This window comes from Devosia limi DSM 17137 (genome assembly GCF_900128975.1).
GTDB lineage: Bacteria > Pseudomonadota > Alphaproteobacteria > Rhizobiales > Devosiaceae > Devosia > Devosia limi.
Genome location: NZ_FQVC01000004.1, coordinates 109,293 through 128,385, shown reverse-complemented (window position 1 = coordinate 128,385; position 19,093 = coordinate 109,293). Strand labels below are relative to the sequence as shown.

Sequence of the window (19,093 nt, the reverse complement as noted above, 5' to 3'; positions counted from 1 at the left end):
CCATGACCGACCGAACCGGCACCATGCTCTATCTCGACGGCGTCTCGGTGGCCTTTGATGGCTTCAAGGCCCTCAACAAGCTGTCGATCATCGTCTACCCCGCCGAAATGCTGGCCATTATCGGCCCCAATGGCGCCGGCAAGACCACGATGATGGACATCATCACCGGCAAGACCCGTCCCGATGATGGCGAAGTGTTCTTCGATGGCCGCACCGACCTGACCCGACTGGACGAAGCCGCTATCGCCAATCTCGGCATTGGTCGCAAGTTCCAGAAGCCGACGGTGTTCGAGAGCCAGACCGTCTGGGACAATCTGGAAATGGCGCTGCGCAAGCCGCGCGGCATCTTCGCAACGCTATTCTATACGGCGAGCGACACCGACACTGCCCGCATCACTGAAATCCTCGACACCGTGCGCCTGCTCGGCCGCAAGGATCACCTCGCCGCCGATCTCAGCCACGGCCAGAAACAATGGCTCGAAATCGGCATGCTGCTGGCGCAGGACCCCAAGCTACTGCTGGTCGACGAACCCGTCGCCGGGATGACCGATAGCGAAACTGTCGAAACCGCCAAGCTGCTGAAGGAGATCGCCAAGACGCGCTCGGTGGTCGTGGTCGAACACGACATGAGCTTCGTCCGCGACCTCGGCTCGCGCGTCACCTGCCTCGCCGAAGGCTCGGTTTTGGCCGAAGGCAGCCTCGATCAGGTCAGCGCCAATCCAGTTGTCATCGAGAGGTATCTGGGGAGATGAGTACGCATTTGCTGCAGTCGACACCCTCGCCCTTGCGGGGAAGGATCAAGAATGGGGGTGGATTGGCCCGGACATCGGGGCTCTCGCACCCCCTCCCAACCTCCCCCGTCGAGGGGGAGGTGCGGGCCGGTGGCTTGGCATGTCTCGGCGCCAGCCAGAAGGAAGCATCATGACCACCGCCCTCTTGGTCAACGCCATCGACCTGCATTACGGCGCCGCGCAGGCGCTGAAATCGGTGTCGCTGGAGTGCAAGCCCAATCGCATTACCGCGGTGCTGGGCCGCAATGGCGTCGGCAAGTCATCGACGCTGCGCGCCATTACCGGCGTCAACCAGATCAGCGCCGGCGAGATCATCCTCAATGGCGAAGTGCTGCGGAAATCGCCGCCCTACAAGCGCGCGCGCATGGGGCTTGGCTACGTGCCGCAGGGACGCGAGATCTTCCCGCTACTCACGGTTCGGGAAAATCTCGAAACTGGTTATGCCGGGCTCAAGCGCGCCGACAGGAACATCCCCGCCTACATCTTCGAGCTATTCCCCGTGCTGAAGTCCATGCTGGGCCGGCGCGGCGGTGACCTCTCGGGTGGCCAGCAACAGCAATTGGCCATCGGCCGTGCGCTGGTCACCCGACCCAAGGTCCTGGTGCTCGACGAACCCACCGAGGGCATTCAGCCCTCGATCATCAAGGACATTGGCCGGGCCCTGCAATTCCTGCGCGACGAGAAGGGCATGACCATCCTGCTGGTCGAACAATTCCTGGATTTTTGCCGCGAGATTGCCGACGATATCTATGTGATGGATCGCGGCGAGGTCCAGCATGCCGGGCCAGCGAGCGATCTCGATCTGCCGGACGTCCGCCGCCACCTGATGGTATGATGTGAACCAGCACTTGCCGATCGCCGATCCCATTATGCAACGCGCGCGCGGTGTCGGCCGCATTGCGGTCAAGCTGCGGGGCGAAACCAGCGTTATCGACACGCTTTATCAGGAAGGCTGCGCCAAGATCCGGCTGCCCAATACCCACAGCCATGCCCTGGAAGCCGTGCTGATCAATACCGCCGGCGGCCTGACCGGCGGTGACCACCTGCAATGGCAGGGCAGCATCGCCGCGGGTGGCACCATGGCGCTGACGACCCAGGCTTGCGAGCGGATCTACCGCTCCACTGGTACCAATGCCAAAGTCGAAACGCGACTCTTCGTCGGTGCAGGCGGCCATCTCGACTGGCTGCCGCAGGAGACCATTCTGTTTGCCGCCAGCAAACTTGATCGGCGCATCGATATCGACCTGGCCGAGGGCGCGTCCCTCACCGCCGTCGAGGCCGTACTGCTCGGGCGCGACGCCATGGGCGAAGATGCGCGCGACGCCTATCTCCGCGACATTTGGCGGGTGCGCCGCAATGGCAGGCTGATCCATGCCGAGGCGACGCTGCTGACCGGCACGGGTGATGAAGGAGACGGCCTGCCCCTGCTGGCCGGGGCCCGCGCCTTTGCCTCCATCCTGCATATCCATCCCGACGCAGGTCGTCGTCTGGATAGTGTGCGCGCCCTGCTTCCTGCCGATGGCCGCATTGCTGCCAGCGTTATCGGTGAACGGCTGGTGGTGCGGGCACTGGCCGATAGCGGGCTTGCACTGCGCCGCATGATCGTCCCAATACTTGCCGAACTCTCCGGCGCCGGGCATCTCCCGCGCCTCTGGCATCTCTAGGAAATCGCCATGAACCTGACCCCGCGTGAAAAAGACAAACTGCTGATCTCCATGGCTGCCGTCGTCGCCCGCAAGCGGCTGGAGCGCGGCGTCAAGCTCAACCACCCCGAAGCCATCGCGCTGATCACCGATTTCGTCGTCGAAGGCGCCAGGGATGGCCGCCCGGTGGCCGAACTGATGGAAGCCGGCGCCCATGTCATCAACCGCGGCCAGGTCATGGATGGTATTGCCGAGATGATCCATGACGTGCAGGTCGAAGCCACGTTCCCCGACGGCACCAAGCTGGTGACCGTGCACCAGCCGATCCGGTAATCGCCATGCTCGAACTGCGCCTCTCCTGCGAATGCTGCGTCAAGCCCTTGACGGTGCGCGTGCTCAATCCGGCGGGTTGCACCGCCATCAATGCTGAATGAGGTCGCCATGATCCCCGGACAAATCTTCCCCAGAGCCGGCGACATCGAGCTCAATGTTGGCGCTGAGGTCACGGTCATCGAAGTCGCCAACACCGGCGACCGGCCAATCCAGGTCGGCTCACACTACCATTTCTACGAAGCCAATGCCGGTCTGCGCTTTGATCGCGAACAGGCGCGCGGCATGCGGCTCGATATTGCCGCCGGTACCGCGGTCCGGTTTGAGCCCGGCCAGGCGCGCGAAGTCCGGCTGGTGCCGATTGGTGGCGAACGCATCATCTATGGCTTCCGCCAGCAGATCATGGGGCCGCTGTGATGGCGCCTTGCGTCGTGACATGCTTTAAGAGCCCCGATTTGCATTATCGGGAACTGGCCGCATGACCACGCAATCTCAATTCAAGGACCGTTTCAACCAGGTGCTCAAGGACCTGCAGGAAGAGGGCATCAACGATCCGGAGGCGATGTTCCTGCTCGGCAGCCTCGCCGCCGATCTCGCTGGCAATCTCAAGCGCACCACCTGGACCGGCGCCAAGGCGGCCATGGGCGCCGAGACCTACCGCATGTTGCTCAAGACCTGCGAAACCCAGGGCAATGAGCACCTGGCCGAAGGCCGGGTGAAACACGCCTATGCCGTGCAGGCGCTCGCCGTTTCGCTGGTTGCCCGCACCCAGCATTTTGATCCGGACATGAAGACCCTCGACGGATTTCTGGACCATCTGATCGACACTGCTATCGCCGTCTATCGCGACCAGCCCCAGCCTGCGGTCAACTGAAGCCAGCGCGACGCTGGCAGCGCAGGGACCGGACACGAACTGACTTGCGGGATGCCATGCATCCCGCCGGATCGCCACCCTAGCACCAGTCGGAGCCGCCCATGCCTGCTCGTATCTCGCGCGCCACCTATGCCGATATGTATGGTCCCACCACGGGTGACCGCGTTCGACTGGCCGATACCGAGCTGATCATCGAGGTGGAGAAGGACTTCACCATCTATGGCGAGGAGGTCAAGTTCGGCGGTGGCAAGGTCATCCGCGACGGCATGGGCCAGAGCCAAAGGACCCGCGCCGAAGGCGCCGTCGATACCGTCATCACCAATGCGCTGATCATCGATCACTCCGGCATCTACAAGGCCGATATCGGCCTCAAGGACGGGCGCATCCACGCCATCGGCAAATCAGGCAATCCCGATACCCAGCCCGGCGTCACCATCATCATCGGCCCCTCGACCGAGATCATCGCCAGCGAGGGCCGCATCATCACCGCCGGGGCGATGGACGCCCATATCCACTTTATCTGCCCCCAGCAGATCGAAGAGGCGTTGATGTCTGGCGTTACCACCATGCTGGGCGGCGGCACTGGGCCTGCTCACGGCACGCTGGCCACCACCTGCACCGGCGCCTGGCATATCCAGCGCATGATCGAGAGCTTCGATGCCTTCCCGATGAACCTGGCCCTGGCCGGCAAGGGCAATGCCTCGCGCCCGGCCCCGCTCGAGGAAATGATCCTCGCCGGCGCCTCCTGCCTCAAGCTGCATGAGGATTGGGGCACCACTCCCGCCACCATCGACAATTGCCTCAGCGTCGCCGATGCCTTCGACGTGCAGGTGATGATTCACACCGATACGCTCAATGAAAGCGGCTTCGTCGAGGACACCATCGCCGCCTTCAAGGGCCGCACCATCCACGCCTTCCACACCGAAGGCGCCGGTGGCGGTCACGCCCCAGACATTCTCAAGGTCGCCGGCCTGCCCAACGTCATCCCCTCATCGACCAATCCGACGCGGCCCTACACGGTCAACACCATCGCCGAGCATCTCGACATGCTGATGGTGTGCCACCACCTGTCCGCATCGATCCCCGAGGACGTAGCCTTCGCCGAAAGCCGCATCCGCAAGGAAACCATCGCCGCCGAGGATATCCTGCACGATATGGGCGCGCTCTCGATCATCTCGTCGGACAGCCAGGCCATGGGCCGCGTCGGCGAGGTGCTGATCCGCACCTGGCAGACCGCCGACAAGATGAGAAAGCAGCGCGGGCGCCTGCCTGCGGAAACCGGCGACAACGACAACGCGCGCGTGAAGCGCTACATCGCCAAATACACCATCAATCCGGCCATCGCCCACGGCATGAGCGCCCATATCGGCTCCGTCGAAGTCGGCAAGCGCGCTGACCTCGTCATGTGGAGCCCCGCCTTTTTTGGGGTGAAACCGGAAATGGTGCTGCTCGGCGGCTCCATCGCTGCGGCCCCGATGGGCGATCCCAATGCCTCGATCCCGACACCCCAGCCCATGCATTACCGCCCGATGTTCGCCGCCTTCGGCAAGCTGCGCACCAATTCCTCGGTGACCTTTGTGTCCCAGGCCGCCTATGACGATGGCCTGCGTAACAAGCTGGGCGTCGACAAGCAGATGCTGGCGGTCAGCAATACCCGCAGCGGCATCGGCAAGGCGGCGATGATCCACAATGCGGCAACGCCGGTGATCGACGTCAATCCGGAGACCTATGAGGTCCATGCCGATGGTGAATTGTTGACCTGCGAACCCGCCACCGTGCTGCCGATGGCGCAGCGATATTTCCTGTTCTAATGCCCGGCAAACCCAGTGTTTTCAGCAATACAGCGCACTGAGTTCAAGCTAATATTGCCCCACATCTATCGCGTTGCAATCAGGTTGGGGCTTTCACCATGATCTATGTATTCGCATTGCTTATCGGGGTCATTGCCGGCCTGCGTGCCATGACCGCACCGGCGGCCGTGGCCTGGGCCGCCAGCCTCGGCTGGATCAATCTCAGCGGCACCATCTTCGCCTTTATGGGCGCGGCCATCACGCCCTGGATCTTCACCGCGCTGGCGCTGGTGGAGCTGATCACCGACCAATTGCCCAATACGCCCAGCCGCAAGGTACCGATGCAGTTCGGCGCCCGCATCGTCAGCGGAGCTTTCTGCGGTGCGGTGCTGGGGGCATCGGTCGGGGCGCTGATCGGCGGCCTTATTGCCGGCGCCGTCGGCGCGGTCATCGGCACACTGGGCGGCGCCGAGTTCCGCTCCCGCCTTGTTGCCGCTATTGGCGGCAAGGATCTGCCGATTGCCCTGCTCGAAGACGCCATCGCGGTGTTCGGCGCCATCTGGATCGTCAGCATGGCCGGCTCGGCAGCATTGGCTGTCGCAGTCTAAACTGTTTGGCGGCGGCGGCACTTATGGGGTAGCGTTTCAACGATGAGGAACCACCTGTGATCTATGTCGTCTCCACCGTCCGCATCCACCCGGGCACACTTGAACCCTTTGTCGAGGCAGCCTATCCGGCCATCGAAACCACGCGGCGCGAGCCCGGCTGCATTCTCTATGACCTGCACGCCAGCGTCACCGATCCCTATCGGCTGGTGTTCACCTCGCAATGGGAAAGCCGCGAAGCGTTCAACACACATCTGGAATCGCCCCACATGCTGGCCCTGTGCGAAACCAACAAGCCGCTTGTCCTCGGTGCCAAGGTCGAAATCATTCACCCCGAGCGCGTAGAAGTCCTCTGATCGAACTTCAGCCGCCTTGCCGCGCCAGCACCGCTCATTGCTTCCGCAAAGGAGAGTTTAACATGACCTTTAATCGCATCGCCGCCATTGTACTTGCCGCCAGCCTCGTTGCTCCGGCCGCACAAGCCGTCGAAACCACGCTGCAGATCCAGCTCGGCACCGGCGGCGGCACCGATTTTGAACGCCGTACCATGGTTTATGATTGCTCGGTCGGCGATCCGCTCAATGTCGAATACATCAATGCCGCGCCCAATTTCCTCGCCTTCGTGCCAGTCGAGGGTGAAGCGGAAGATATCATTTTCACTGCGGTTATCGCTGCCTCGGGCGTCAAATACGCTGCCGGCCAATGGGTATGGTGGACCAAAGGCCCCGATGCCAGCCTCTATGACCTGACGCTGGGCGAAGACGCCGAGGCGGTCAAAACCTGTAGCGAAGTCGTCAACACTCCCTGATCTCTCCAAAACGTGTAGCGCGCCATGGACCAAATGCCTGCCTCCGAGCTGTTTCCCCATGTGCGCATTGTCATGGGCATGGTGGTCGGCCTGGCGATTACCCGCCTGCTCATGGGCCTTGCCGGCCTGGTGCAGCATCCCAACCGGGCCAGGGTCTCGGCCATCCACCTGTTGTGGGTGGCCTCCATGCTGCTCGAACTGGTGCATTTCTGGTGGTGGGAATTCGCCCTGTTCCAGTTGGAAGACTGGTCCTTTGGCATCTTCTTCTTCCTGATCGTCTATACCATCATCCTGTTCCTGCAGGCGGCGTTGCTATTCCCGGACAATCTGTCCGAATATGACGGCTATGAGGACTTTTTCCTCCAGCGCCGCCAATGGTTTTTCGGCCTGTTCGCGCTCAATTTTGCCTTCGACATGATCGACACCATGATCAAGGGCCAGGCCCATTGGGACAAATTCGGCACCGAATTCTACATTCAGGTTCCCATCGGCATCACCATGTGTCTGATTGCCATATGGACCACCAATAGGCGCTTCCACCTGGCCTTCATCTCCGTTTACCTGATCTATCAGGTGTCCTGGATCTTCAGGCTCTTCAACACCTTCACCTGACGCGCTAGTATGGCGGCAAGGTTGGGAAGCCTTCTGTTCGCCGAGCCACTCGCAGAAAGTCGCTCATGTTTCGTGCCGTCGCTCACCTGCCTGCCAATCACCAGCTTGGCACGCCCTTCGACACCATCGTGCTGGCCCATGACGAACGCCGCCTCCGCCGCAAGCTGTTGACCTTGCGCAGTGGCGCCGAGGTGATGGTGGATTTCCCCCAGACCGTAACGCTCGATCATCGCGGCGCCCTGCAGCTTGATGATGGCCGCCTCATCGAGATCGCTGCCGCCGCGGAACTGCTCTACGAGGTGCGCGGCCGCGACCCCGCCCACCTGGTGCGGCTGGCCTGGCATATCGGCAATCGCCACACCGCGGCCCAGCTCGAAGAAAACCGCATCCTGATCAAGCGCGATCATGTGCTGAAGACCATGCTGGAGGGGCTCAACGCCAGCGTCAGCAATGTCACCGAACCCTTCTTTGCCGAGCATGGCGCCTATCACAGCCACGCCGACGCCGGGCACGCATTGCTGCAGCGATGAGCGCAACCGGCGACCTGCAGAAGCTGCTGACCTGGCTGTCGCCCGCCTTTCCGGTGGGGGCCTTTGCCTGGTCTGCCGGGCTGGAGACCGCCATCGCCCAGCGCCGCGTCCATGATCGCGCCAGCACCCAGGCCTGGGTCGCCGGCAATCTGGTTCACGGCGGCTTGCGCACCGACGCAATCCTGCTCGCCCATGCCCACGCCGCGGCCAGCGATCCCGCCCAGCTCGGCGAACTCGCCGATCTCTGCCTGGCCCTGACACCGGCCCGCGAGCGCCACGACGAAACCACCATCACTGGCGATGCCTTCATTGCCGCCACCAGGGCCTGGCCCTCCCCGGTCTATGCCACCCTGCCGCAACCCTGCCCCTATCCCATCGCCGTTGGCGCCATTGCCGGCGCGCATGGTATTGCCCTCCCCGCTTTGCTCACCGCTTTCTTTGCGGCTCTGGTCCACGGACAGGTGTCGGTCGCCGTGCGGCTGGTGCCTATCGGCCAGACCGATGGATTGGCCATCATGGCGGCGCTGGAATCCGAAATCGCACTCATTTCGGCGCTGTGCCAGCGTGCCGCACTGGACGAGATCGGCGCCATCGCCTACGCCGCTGATATCGCCCAGATGCAGCACGAAACCCTCACCACAAGGATCTTCCGCTCATGAGCATGCTGATCGCCGCTTTCATGTTCATCGCCCTGCTGGCGGTGTCCGTCGCCCACTTCCTCTGGTCGATCGGCCGCACCTGGCCGATCCGCAATGAGAAGCTCTTGGCCGAGACCGTAGTCGGCACTGCCGGTATCCAGCATATGCCGCCACGGCGCGCATCCTTCGTCATTGCCCTGGTGACCCTGTTGGCCGGCATACTCGGGCTGGCTTTGGCCGATCACACCAGCGGCGGCTGGATGCTCAACCTCATCGGCCTGGCGGTCGGTGCCGTGTTCCTGGCGCGTGGCGTTGCCGGCTACACCGATTGGTGGGCTGCAAAGACCCCACAACCCAATTTCCGGTTCAATGACCGCCGGGTCTATTCGCCCCTTTGCCTGTTTCTTGGAGCGGGCTTTGTCGTCCTCGTCATCCTGAGGCTGCTATGAGCTCTCCCAACGGTCCCCTCCGCATCGGCATTGGCGGCCCCGTCGGTTCGGGCAAGACCACGCTCTGCGAAATGTTGCTCAAAGCCATGCGTGATCGCTACTCGATGGCCGTGGTCACCAATGACATCTACACCCAGGAAGACGCGCTGATCCTGGCGCGCGCCCAGGCGATTTCCGAAGACCGCATTGTCGGTGTCGAAACCGGCGGCTGCCCCCATACCGCCATCCGCGAGGATGCCTCGCTCAATCTGGCGGCCATTGCCGATCTCAATCGCAGGTTCCCAGATCTGGACGTGATCCTGATCGAAAGCGGCGGCGATAATCTGGCGGCGACCTTCTCCCCCGACCTCGCCGACATGACCATCTATGTCATCTCGGTGGCACAAGGCGAAAAGATCCCCCGCAAGGGCGGCCCGGCCATCGGGCGCTCCGACCTTCTGGTTATTACCCATGCCGATCTGGCGGCCTATCTCGGCACCAGTCTCGCGGTTATGGAAGCCGACACGCAGAAAGTGCGCGAAGGGCGCCCCTATGTCTTCGCCGATCTGATCCGCCACGATGGCCTCAATGAGATCATCGCCTTCATCGAACGCGCCGGTGGCTTGCGCAGCGTATCTGCCGCCGAATAGGCACTGCGTCTGCTCCCTGTCACCGGGGCCCGGCGCAGGCCGCGTTACATCCAGTCGGTGCGGGCGTCGCGACTTGCGGCACCCACGTTCACGGACTTGCCGAACTGGCCCAATTGTCCAACGCGGCCGGCTAATTCATGCTGAAATTGCCGATACCGAAGGCGTCCACCCCCACGCACGAACTTTTGCTTGATCAGCGCAATAGATAAAGCATCTTTTCGACATTTTGATGCATTGTAGAAATTCTCGAAATATGGACCTTTGGTAGCCTGATGGTCACTCCAGTTCCCGCCCATCTGCGCCTGCGCAAGTCGCTGACCGGCCCGCTCGCGGCTCCGGCCTGGCCGGCTGGCGTCGTGCCGATGACCCTGCCGGGGCCAAGCCCAATCTCTCTCCACGCCCTGCTGGTGCGCGCCTACGCCGATGGCGGCGGCTCCGTGCCAGATTTCGAGTACTGGTGGATGCGGCTTGTCGAAGACAGCGAGTTCGATCCGGCTTTGGTGCTGGTCGCATTCGGTCCCGAGGGCGCGCCGGTGGGCCTGGCGCAGTGCTGGACCAGCGGCTTCATCAAGGATCTGGTGGTCGCGCCCGAGCATCGAACCCGCGGTATCGGCGAAGCCCTGTTGACCCAATGCTTCGTAGCGTTTGCTCGGCGCGGCCTACCCCATGTGGACCTCAAGGTCGAAACCGATAATATCCCGGCGCGCCGTCTCTACGCGCGCCTGGGCATGGTGCCCGTGTCCTAATCCTGTGCTGGTGGCCGCACGAGCGCCACCACCGAGCGTGGCGGCAAGGTCGCCGTGCCCTCGGAAAACCCGATCTCGAACGTATCGTCCGACTGAATACCGACTATCCAATCGCCTTCGGGAAGGCGCGCCACCACCGGCTCGGACCGCCGATTGAACCAGACCAGCACATCATCGCCCTTGTCATGCAAATGCATGCCCAGCACCGACGCACTGGAATCCCGCCAATCGCCTTCATTCATCTCGCGACCTTCGGGATGCAGCCAGACCACGTCACGAACGCCATGGCGCTCTTGCCCGGTCATGAAATGCTCGTGGGTCAGCGCCGAATGCGCCTTGCGGAACTTGTGCAGTGCGGCAACGAAATCGACCAGGGCCCCGTCACTATTCTCCCAGTCCACCCAGGTGATTTCATTGTCCTGGGCATAGGCATTGTTGTTGCCGCCCTGCGTGCGGAACATCTCGTCACCCTGCTGGATCAGCGGCACGCCGCGCGACAGGAACAGCGTTGCCAGCAGCGCCCGCACATCGCGCTTGCGGGCAGCATTGATGGTCTCGTCGTCGGTCTCGCCTTCGACACCGCAATTCCACGAGGAATTGTGGCTATGGCCATCGCGATTGCCTTCGCCATTGGCCTCGTTGTGCTTGTCATTGTAGCTGACCAGATCGCGCAGCGTGAACCCGTCATGCACGGCCAGCAGGTTCACCCCATGCGTCGGCTTGCGTCCGGCGAAATTGAAGATTTCCGATGAACCGGCGACCTTGCCTGCCAGCGCACCGATCTTGCCGTCATCGCCACGCCAGAAGCTGCGCACCTCATCGCGATAGGTGTCGTTCCATTCGCGGAATTCCTTGCCGAACTGGCCCAGCTGATATCCCCCCGGACCCGGATCCCACGGCTCGGCCACCAGCAGCGCCTTGGACAGCACCGGATCAGCCTTGATCTTCTGGAGCAGCTCCGCATTGGGATTGAACCCCGGCTCGCGCCCCAGAACGGGCGCGAGATCGAAGCGGAAGCCGGAGACGCCCAGCTCCTGCACCCAATAGCGCAAGCTCTCGATCACGAGCCGCTGCACCGCCGGATGATCACAGCGCAGCGTATTGCCGGTGCCGGTATCATTGACCAGATGCTTTTGCCCATCGACTTCGACGAAGCGATAATAGGTCTGTGCATCGAGCCCCATCATGCTCAGAACCGGGCCATTGGCATCGCCCTCGCCGGTGTGGTTGTAGACCACGTCGAGGATCACCGAGATGCCGTTCTTGCGGTAGAGGTCCGTCATCACCCGCAATTCCTGCGGTCCGCGCGGCATCAGCCGCGGATCGGGCGCGAAATAGGTGACGGGGTTATAGCCCCAGGCATTGGTCAGCCCGAGGCTGGGCAGGTGGCCATCATCGATCCACGCCGCCACCGGCATCAGCTCGACCGTATCGACGCCCAGATATTTGAAATGATCGATCACCCGCTTGGTGGTGAGCCCGGCCACGGTGCCACGCAACGGCCCCTGCACGCTGGGATGGCGCATGGTGAAACCACGCACATTGAGCTCATACATCAGCTGCGGCGCCCGCCGCCGCGGCATCACATCCGCATTGCCGCCCCCGCCGACGATCGCCTTGGGCACCAGCGGCGCCGTATCCACCGCTTCCTGCCGATCCAGCCGCAGCCGCGGCGAGCGCACGAACACCCTGTCCAGCCGCCGCGCATAGGGATCGACCAGCAGCTTTGCCGGATCGAAGAAATAACCCTGCGCCGGATCATAGGGCCCATCGGCGCGCAGCCCGTAACGCGTGCCTGCCCCGATATCGGCGATCAGCCCGGCCCGGATATGCTCCTGGTGAACGTCCAGCTCAAACCTGTCGGTTTCCTGGTCCTGCTCATCGAACAGCGACACCCAGATCCTGGTGGCACTTTCCGAATAGACGGCGAAGTTAACGCCCGCATCGGTAACGGTCGCGCCGAGATGCTCGACACGACCGCCCTGGGGCACAAGCTGAGGTTTCATCGACTATCCGCTGCTAGGTGATAACGCTCGGTTCCGGACGGCCAGTGCGGGCCCGGACCTGGGAAAGCTGTTCGGCCAGCACGATGAGCGGCTCGAGAGCCAGCTGGGTCTCCAGATCATGTCGCCCATCGGCCGCTTCATAGCGCTCGAGATACAGCCGCAACGTCGCCCCCACCGTACCGGTTCCACTCAACCGCACGACGATGCGCGAGCCATCCGTGAAACCGATGCGAATGCCCTGCTTGGCGCTGGTCGAGCCATCGACAGGGTCATGGTACGAGAAGTCATCGGCATAGGCGATCTGCAGGTCATCGAACACCTGCCCGGGCAACCCAGGCAACTGCGCCCGCAGGTCATCCACCAGCGTGTTGGCGATCCCCGCATCAACCTCTTCATAGTCGTGGCGGGTATAGTAATTGCGCCCATAGGTCGCCCAATGTTCGCGCACGATCTCATCGACGCTCTGCTTGCGCGCCGCGATGATATTGAGCCAGAGCAGCACCGCCCAGAGGCCGTCCTTCTCGCGCACATGGTTGGAGCCCGTACCGGCGCTCTCCTCGCCACAGATGGTGACCCGGCCGGCATCGAGCAGATTGCCGAAGAACTTCCAGCCAGTCGGCGTCTCGTGCATTTCAATGCCGAGCTTTTCGGCCACCCGGTCAGCTGCAGCGCTGGTCGGCATCGAACGGGCAATGCCGGCAATGCCAGTGGCATAGCCCGGCGCCAGCGCCGCATTGGCCGCCAGGATCGCCAGCGAGTCAGAGGGGGTCACGAAGCGGTTCTTGCCGATGATCAGGTTGCGATCACCATCACCATCCGACGCCGCCCCGAAATCGGGGCCCTCTTGGGTCATCAGCAGGTCATGCATGTCCTTGCAATAGACCAGGTTGGGATCGGGATGGCCGCCGCCGAAATCGGGCAATGGCGTGCCATTGATCACCGTGCCCTTGGGCGCGCCAAGGCGATCCTCAAGGATCGCGTGGGCATAGGGACCGGTAATGGCGTGCATGGCATCGAAGGTCATGCGGAACCCACCGGCGAACAGCGCCGCGATCGCGCCGAAGTCGAACAGCGTCTCCATCAGCGCCGCATAGTCGGCGACGGGATCGATGACCTCGACCACCATATCGCCCGAGCGCTGCAGGCCGATCTGGTCCAGCGCCACATCCGGCGCATCGACAATTTTGTAGCTGTCGATCACCTTGCTGCGGGCATAGACCGCATCGGTGATCTTCTCCGGCGCCGGCCCGCCATTGGAAATATTGTACTTGATACCGAAATCGCCATCCGGCCCGCCCGGATTGTGACTGGCCGAGAGCACCAGGCCACCAAAGGCCTTGTGGTGGCGGATCACATGGCTGGCCGCCGGGGTCGACAGCAGGCCGTTCTGCCCCACCAGCACCCGGCCGAAGCCATTGGCCGCCGCGATCTTGATCGCCGTCTGAATGGCGACGTCGTTGTAATAGCGCCCGTCCCCGCCGATCACCAGCGTCTGGCCGGCAAATCCCTCGAGGCTGTCGAAGATCGCCTGGATGTAGTTTTCGACATAATGGGGCTGCTGATAGACGGTCACCCGCTTGCGCAGGCCCGAAGTGCCCGGCTTCTGGTCGTCAAAAGGCGCGGTCTTAATCGTCTGGATGGTCATGTGTGTCGAGCCCGATCAGTGTGGCGTAGAGGTCGGCATATCGGCCCGCGCTCGTTTCCCACGAGACATCGGACTTCATGCCGCGCCGTTGAATTTTCTTCCAGGTCTTGTCGTCGCGATAGAGCGCCAGCGTCCGCCTTATGGCATCGCCCAGCGCATGCTCGGTGGCGGGCGCAAACTGCACCCCCGTCGCAACCCCCGCTTCGAGAGCCGCGACATTGGCGTCAATGATGGTGTCATTGAGACCGCCGACACGCGCCACCAGCGGAATACAGCCATAGCGCAGCGCATAGAGCTGGGTCAGCCCACAGGGCTCGAACCGCGATGGCACCACTATCACATCCGCACCGCCCTGGATCAGGTGGCTGAGCTGCTCGTTGTAGCCGGTGATGATCCCCACCTGGCCCGGATGGCGCATCGCCGCGCCGCGCAGATTATTCTCCAGCTCGGTATCGCCCGAACCGAGCACTGCCAATTGTGCGCCTTCCGACACCAGCATGTCGGTGCAATGGGCGAGGAGATCCATGCCCTTCTGCCAGGTCAGCCGGCTGACCACCGCGAACAGCGGCGCTGTCGGTGACAGGTCCAGCCCGAAGGCCTCTTGCAGCGCCGCCTTGTTCACCCGGCGCAAATGGGTGGTATTGGTGGTGTAGTTCTGCTTCAGCGCTGGATCGGTCGACGGATCCCAGGCATTGAGATCGATGCCGTTGAGCACGCCATGCACCGTGGCAATGCGGTTGTTCAACAGCCCTTCGAGCCCCATGCCGAACTCCGCCGTGCGGATTTCGGCCGCATAGGTGGGGCTGACCGTGGTCACCACGTCAGCACATTCCACCCCGGCCTTGAGATAGCCGACGCCGCCATAATACTCGACGCCCGCAACCGAGAACGCATGGTCGGGCAGCCGCAATTGCGCAAAGATATCAGCGCCGAATGTGCCCTGGAACGCCATGTTGTGGACGGTCATCACCGTCTTGAGCGTCGAGGAGGGACCATATTTGACATAGGCTGGCACGAGGCCCGCCTGCCAGTCATGGCAATGGATCACCTGCGGGCGATAGCCTTCAACGAGGCCGAGGCCCAGTTCGGACGCCACCCAGCTCAGCGCCGCAAAGCGCTTCCAGTTGTCCGGCCAGTCCCAGCCTTCGGGGCCGACATAGGGATTACCCGGACGGTCATAAAGCGCTGGCGCATCGAGCACGATCAGGTCGAGCCCAGCCACGCGCCCAGCCACCAGCCGTGCCGAAACGCCGAACAGATCGGCGATCTCTGCAACGACGCGGCCGCCCTTGAGTTTGCTGGTCACCGCCGGATAGCCGGGCACCAGGATGCGCATGGTCACGCCGCGCTCGCCCAGCGCCGCTGGCAGGGCCCCCGCCACATCGGCGAGGCCCCCGGTCTTGATCAGTGGGTAGACCTCGGAGGCTACCGAAAGGACTTCAATCATCGGCTCGCCAGATATTTGTTGATCATCGCCTGGGTGATCAGCGTCACCCCGTCATCGGTACGCCGGAACCATTTGGCGTCGAATTCCGGATCTTCGCCCACCACCAGTCCCTCGGGGATGTTCACCCCCCGGTCGATGACCACTTTCTTGAGCCGTGCGCTGCGCCCGATATCGCAATAGGGCAACACCACCGCCTCGTTGAGTTCGGAATAGGAGTGAACGCGCGAGCCAGTCGAAAGCAGCGTCTTTTGCAGATAGCCGCCCGAGATGATGCAATCGCCCGAGACCAGCGAGTTCACAGCCGCGCCGCGCCGACCATCGAAGTCATGCACGAACTTGGCCGGCGGGGTGATCTCGGCATAGGTCCAGATCGGCCAGTCACGATCATAGAGATCGAGCTGGGGTTCGATATCGGTCAGGTCGATCGAGGCCTTCCAATAGGCGTCGATGGTGCCGACATCGCGCCAATAGGAGACCTCCTCCTTGGACGACCGCACGCAGGAGCGGGTGAAGCGATGCGCCCAGGCGGTGCCATTCTTGACGATATAGGGGATGATGTCCTTGCCGAAATCGCGGCTGGAGCCTTCGGTTGCCGCGTCGCGGCGCAGCTGTTCCATCAGGAAACGCGTCTCGAACACATAGATGCCCATCGAAGCCAGCGCCATCTCCGGCTTGTCGGGTATGCCCGGCGGATCCTTGGGCTTTTCGATGAAGTCGACCACCCGGTCGCGCCCGTCCACATGCATCACGCCAAAGGCCGAGGCCTCCTGGCGCGGCACTTCCAGACAGCCGATGGTCACATCGGCCCCGGTGTCCACATGCTGGCGCAGCATGATTTCATAGTCCATCTTGTAGATATGGTCGCCGGCCAGGATGACGATATAGCGGGCGCCGTAATCCTCGATGATGTCCATGTTCTGGTACACCGCGTCTGCGGTGCCGGCATACCACATGTCCTCGGCCACCCGCTGGCTGGCGGGTAGCACGTCGAAGCTTTCGTTCCGCTCCTGGCGCAGGAAGTTCCAGCCGCGCGACAGATGCCGGATCAGGCTATGTGCCTGGTATTGGGTGGCCACCGAAATGCGCCGAATACCCGAATTGATGGCGTTAGAGAGGGCGAAGTCGATGATGCGGGACTTGCCGCCGAAATAGACAGCCGGCTTGGCGCGCCGGTCGGTTAACTCCATGAGCCGCGTACCGCGGCCACCTGCGAGAACGTAGGCCATTGCCTCACGCGCGAGCGGTGATGGAACCCTGTAGTCTGCCATATTACCCTCCACAATTGCCCGGATTGATCCGGGACGTATCGCACCCCGAACCGGCAGAGGCCGGTTCGTATTCACAACCCCAGGCCGGGCTAGTCCGGCTCATACTTCAGATACAGCGTCGAAAGCGGCGGCAGGAACAGCTCGGCTTCTGCCGGCCAATGCGCCCCCTTGACCGCATGGGCAATGACCGACCCCTGGTTGCCGGTATTGGAGCCAGCGTACCAACCGGCATCGGTATTGATCCGCTCCACCCATTTGCCGGCATGCGGCATGGGTATTTTGTAGTTTTCGCGTGGCACTGGCGTGAAATTGGACACCACCAGCACCGGATCGGCACCCGGCGCCTTGCGCAGCCAGGCAAAGACCGAATTGGCGTGATCATTGCCGATCACCCATTCAAAGCCTTCCGGCTCGCAATCGCGTTCATGCAGGGCCGGCAATTGGCGATAGGCGGTATTGAGATCGGTGATGAGACGGCGCACGCCCTCATGGGCTCCCGCATCGAGCAGGAACCAGTCGAGCGCCTTGCCATCGGCCCATTCGGCGCGCTGCGCGAATTCCTGACCCATGAACAACAGCTTCTTGCCGGGATGCCCCCACATGAAGGCGTAATAAGCCCGCAGATTGGCGAATTGCTGCCAGTCATCGCCCGGCATCTTCTCGATCAGCGACCCCTTGCCATGCACCACCTCGTCATGGCTGAGCGGCAACACGAAGTTCTCCGAAAACGCATAGACCGTGCCGAAGGTCAGATCGTTATGGTGGAACTTGCGATGCACCGCCTCGCGCGACATGTAGCGCAGCGTGTCGTTCATGAAGCCCATGTTCCACTTGAAGCCGAAGCCCAGCCCACCGGTATGGACAGGATGACTGACGCCGGGCCAGGAGGTGGATTCCTCGGCGATCATGAACGTGCCGGGATGCAGGCGATAAGCCTCGGTATTGACGCGGCGCAGGAACTCCACCGCTTCGAGGTTTTCATTGCCGCCATGCTGGTTGGGCACCCACTGCCCCGGCTGGCGCGAGTAGTCCAGATACAGCATCGAGGCCACCGCATCGACGCGCAGCCCGTCGATATGGAATTTTTCCAGCCAATAGAGCGCGTTGTTGACAAGGAAACTGACCACTTCCTTGCGTCCGAAATTGTAAATCGCCGTGTTCCAGTCAGGGTGATAGCCCTGCCTTGGATCGGCATGTTCGTAGAGCGCCGTACCATCGAAATTGGCCAGCCCATGCGCGTCGGTCGGGAAATGCGCCGGCACCCAGTCAAGGATAATGCCGATCCCGGCTTCGTGGGCCGCATCGACAAACCGGGCAAACGCCGCCGGATCGCCGAAGCGGGCGGTCGGCGAATACATCCCGGTCGGCTGGTAACCCCAGCTCGGATCGAACGGGTGTTCGGTGATCGGCAGCAATTCGATATGGGTGTAGCCCATGTCAGCCGCATAGGGCACGAGCTGCTCGGCCAGCTGGTCATAGGTCAGGAAGCCGCCATCGGGCCGCCGCCGCCATGAGCCCAGATGAACCTCATAGATCGACATTGGCGTCCGCCGCCAATCCTTCTGCGACCGTTCCTCGATATACCTGGCGTCGGTCCACACGAATGGCGTCGGATCCGGCACGATCGAGGCCGTTTTGGGCCGCATCTCCGATTGCCGCGCGAACGGATCGGCCTTGAGCGGCAGCACCACCCCATCGGGCCCGACGATTTCGTATTTGTAGATCGTTCCGGTCCCCAGCACGGGGATGAACACTTCCCAGATGCCGTTATCGGAGCGGTTGCGCATCGGATTGCGTCGACCATCCCAATCATTGAACGGACCGACAACGCTGACCCGCCTGGCATTGGGCGCCCAGACTGCAAAATGGGTGCCGTGGATGCCCTCGAATTCCATCTCATGGGCGCCGAGCTTGTCGAACAGCCGAAGATGGCTCCCCTCGCCGATATAGTAGTCGTCCATCGGCCCCAGTACCGGGCCGAAGCTATAGGGATCATAGACATCCCATTCGCCCCCGGCATTCTTGGCATGGTAGCGGATCGGCTGGCGCTCGGTGATCGCCACCTTGCCTTCGAAAAGCCCCCCAGGATGACGCGGGAACAGATGCCCCAGCTCGGTGCCGTCCAGCGTATAGGCCGTCACCAGGTCGGCATGCGGAATGAACGCCCGCAGCACCCATTGGCCGTTGATCTGATGCAGCCCCAGGAATCCAAACGGGTCGGAATGCCGTCCGGAAACGATCGCCTCTACGTCCCGCGAGTCAGCCTGCCAGATTTCCATAGT

The 19,093-nt window shown here is 62.5% G+C and carries 21 protein-coding genes; 16 read left to right on the top strand and 5 right to left on the bottom strand.

The genetic code is table 11. The features are described from left to right. The first annotated feature begins 2 nt into the window (after positions 1–2). From urtD to BUA69_RS08060, 16 genes are all read left to right on the top strand, one after another. Positions 3–752 (top strand): urea ABC transporter ATP-binding protein UrtD, encoded by a 750-nt coding sequence (urtD, locus tag BUA69_RS08135; protein WP_046134963.1) that lies wholly within the window; start codon positions 3–5, stop codon positions 750–752. A gap of 169 nt (positions 753–921) precedes the next feature. Further along, positions 922–1,626, top strand: coding sequence for an urea ABC transporter ATP-binding subunit UrtE (gene urtE / locus BUA69_RS08130; RefSeq protein WP_046134964.1), 705 nt, complete (start codon positions 922–924; stop codon positions 1,624–1,626). A gap of 34 nt (positions 1,627–1,660) precedes the next feature. Beyond that, on the top strand, positions 1,661–2,455 hold the full coding sequence (locus BUA69_RS08125; protein WP_046135053.1) for an urease accessory protein UreD: 795 nt from the start codon (positions 1,661–1,663) through the stop codon (positions 2,453–2,455). Positions 2,456–2,464: 9 nt separating this feature from the next. Then, positions 2,465–2,767 (top strand): urease subunit gamma, encoded by a 303-nt coding sequence (locus tag BUA69_RS08120; RefSeq protein ID WP_046134965.1) that lies wholly within the window; start codon positions 2,465–2,467, stop codon positions 2,765–2,767. 108 nt (positions 2,768–2,875) lie between these two features. Further along, positions 2,876–3,181 carry an urease subunit beta gene (locus BUA69_RS08115; protein ID WP_046135054.1) on the top strand — a complete coding sequence of 102 codons (306 nt, stop codon included), beginning with the start codon at positions 2,876–2,878 and terminating at the stop codon, positions 3,179–3,181. 61 nt (positions 3,182–3,242) lie between these two features. Next, entirely contained in the window at positions 3,243–3,638 is a 396-nt protein-coding gene (locus BUA69_RS08110) for a hypothetical protein (RefSeq protein ID WP_046134966.1), read from the top strand. Between the two features lie 101 nt (positions 3,639–3,739). After that, positions 3,740–5,449, top strand: coding sequence for an urease subunit alpha (ureC, locus tag BUA69_RS08105; protein WP_046134967.1), 1,710 nt, complete (start codon positions 3,740–3,742; stop codon positions 5,447–5,449). A gap of 98 nt (positions 5,450–5,547) precedes the next feature. Beyond that, positions 5,548–6,036 carry a membrane protein gene (locus BUA69_RS08100; RefSeq protein ID WP_046134968.1) on the top strand — a complete coding sequence of 163 codons (489 nt, stop codon included), beginning with the start codon at positions 5,548–5,550 and terminating at the stop codon, positions 6,034–6,036. 56 nt (positions 6,037–6,092) lie between these two features. Continuing rightward, positions 6,093–6,389: a putative quinol monooxygenase gene (locus tag BUA69_RS08095; protein ID WP_046134969.1), complete on the top strand. Its 297-nt coding sequence runs from the start codon at positions 6,093–6,095 to the stop codon at positions 6,387–6,389. A 62-nt stretch (positions 6,390–6,451) separates the two neighbouring features. After that, a complete protein-coding gene (locus BUA69_RS08090; protein WP_046134970.1) occupies positions 6,452–6,841 on the top strand; it encodes an MliC family protein in 390 nt (129 codons plus the stop codon). Positions 6,842–6,865: 24 nt separating this feature from the next. Beyond that, complete coding sequence (locus BUA69_RS08085) at positions 6,866–7,453, top strand: hypothetical protein (RefSeq protein ID WP_046134971.1); 588 nt, start codon at positions 6,866–6,868, stop codon at positions 7,451–7,453. 65 nt (positions 7,454–7,518) lie between these two features. Then, positions 7,519–7,983 (top strand): urease accessory protein UreE, encoded by a 465-nt coding sequence (locus tag BUA69_RS08080; protein ID WP_046134972.1) that lies wholly within the window; start codon positions 7,519–7,521, stop codon positions 7,981–7,983. Beyond that, on the top strand, positions 7,980–8,642 hold the full coding sequence (locus BUA69_RS08075; RefSeq protein WP_046134973.1) for an urease accessory protein UreF: 663 nt from the start codon (positions 7,980–7,982) through the stop codon (positions 8,640–8,642). Before BUA69_RS08080 ends, BUA69_RS08075 begins: the two co-directional genes overlap by 4 nt. Further along, on the top strand, positions 8,639–9,070 hold the full coding sequence (locus BUA69_RS08070; protein ID WP_046134974.1) for a DUF3995 domain-containing protein: 432 nt from the start codon (positions 8,639–8,641) through the stop codon (positions 9,068–9,070). The genes BUA69_RS08075 and BUA69_RS08070 overlap by 4 nt, the downstream gene beginning before the upstream one ends. Further along, positions 9,067–9,699 carry an urease accessory protein UreG gene (gene ureG / locus BUA69_RS08065; protein ID WP_046134975.1) on the top strand — a complete coding sequence of 211 codons (633 nt, stop codon included), beginning with the start codon at positions 9,067–9,069 and terminating at the stop codon, positions 9,697–9,699. Before BUA69_RS08070 ends, ureG begins: the two co-directional genes overlap by 4 nt. 272 nt (positions 9,700–9,971) lie before the next feature. Further along, entirely contained in the window at positions 9,972–10,445 is a 474-nt protein-coding gene (locus tag BUA69_RS08060; protein ID WP_046134976.1) for a GNAT family N-acetyltransferase, read from the top strand. Here the strand turns inward: BUA69_RS08060 and glgX are convergent. The 5 genes from glgX to glgB form a co-directional block, all read right to left on the bottom strand. Next, positions 10,442–12,451: a glycogen debranching protein GlgX gene (gene glgX / locus BUA69_RS08055; protein ID WP_046134977.1), complete on the bottom strand. Its 2,010-nt coding sequence runs from the start codon at positions 12,449–12,451 to the stop codon at positions 10,442–10,444. The two genes, BUA69_RS08060 and glgX, sit on opposite strands and share 4 nt — an antisense overlap. 13 nt (positions 12,452–12,464) lie before the next feature. Then, a complete protein-coding gene (locus tag BUA69_RS08050) occupies positions 12,465–14,096 on the bottom strand; it encodes an alpha-D-glucose phosphate-specific phosphoglucomutase (RefSeq protein ID WP_046134978.1) in 1,632 nt (543 codons plus the stop codon). Then, positions 14,077–15,540, bottom strand: a complete 1,464-nt coding sequence (gene glgA, locus BUA69_RS08045; RefSeq protein ID WP_046135055.1) for a glycogen synthase GlgA — start codon at positions 15,538–15,540, stop codon at positions 14,077–14,079. Before glgA ends, BUA69_RS08050 begins: the two co-directional genes overlap by 20 nt. Beyond that, the gene (gene glgC, locus BUA69_RS08040; protein ID WP_046134979.1) at positions 15,540–16,811 is read right to left on the bottom strand and encodes a glucose-1-phosphate adenylyltransferase; all 1,272 of its coding nucleotides are present in this window, start codon (positions 16,809–16,811) and stop codon (positions 15,540–15,542) included. Before glgC ends, glgA begins: the two co-directional genes overlap by 1 nt. Before the next feature lie 89 nt (positions 16,812–16,900). After that, on the bottom strand, positions 16,901–19,090 hold the full coding sequence (gene glgB, locus BUA69_RS08035) for a 1,4-alpha-glucan branching protein GlgB (RefSeq protein WP_046134980.1): 2,190 nt from the start codon (positions 19,088–19,090) through the stop codon (positions 16,901–16,903). Positions 19,091–19,093 lie beyond the last annotated feature (3 nt).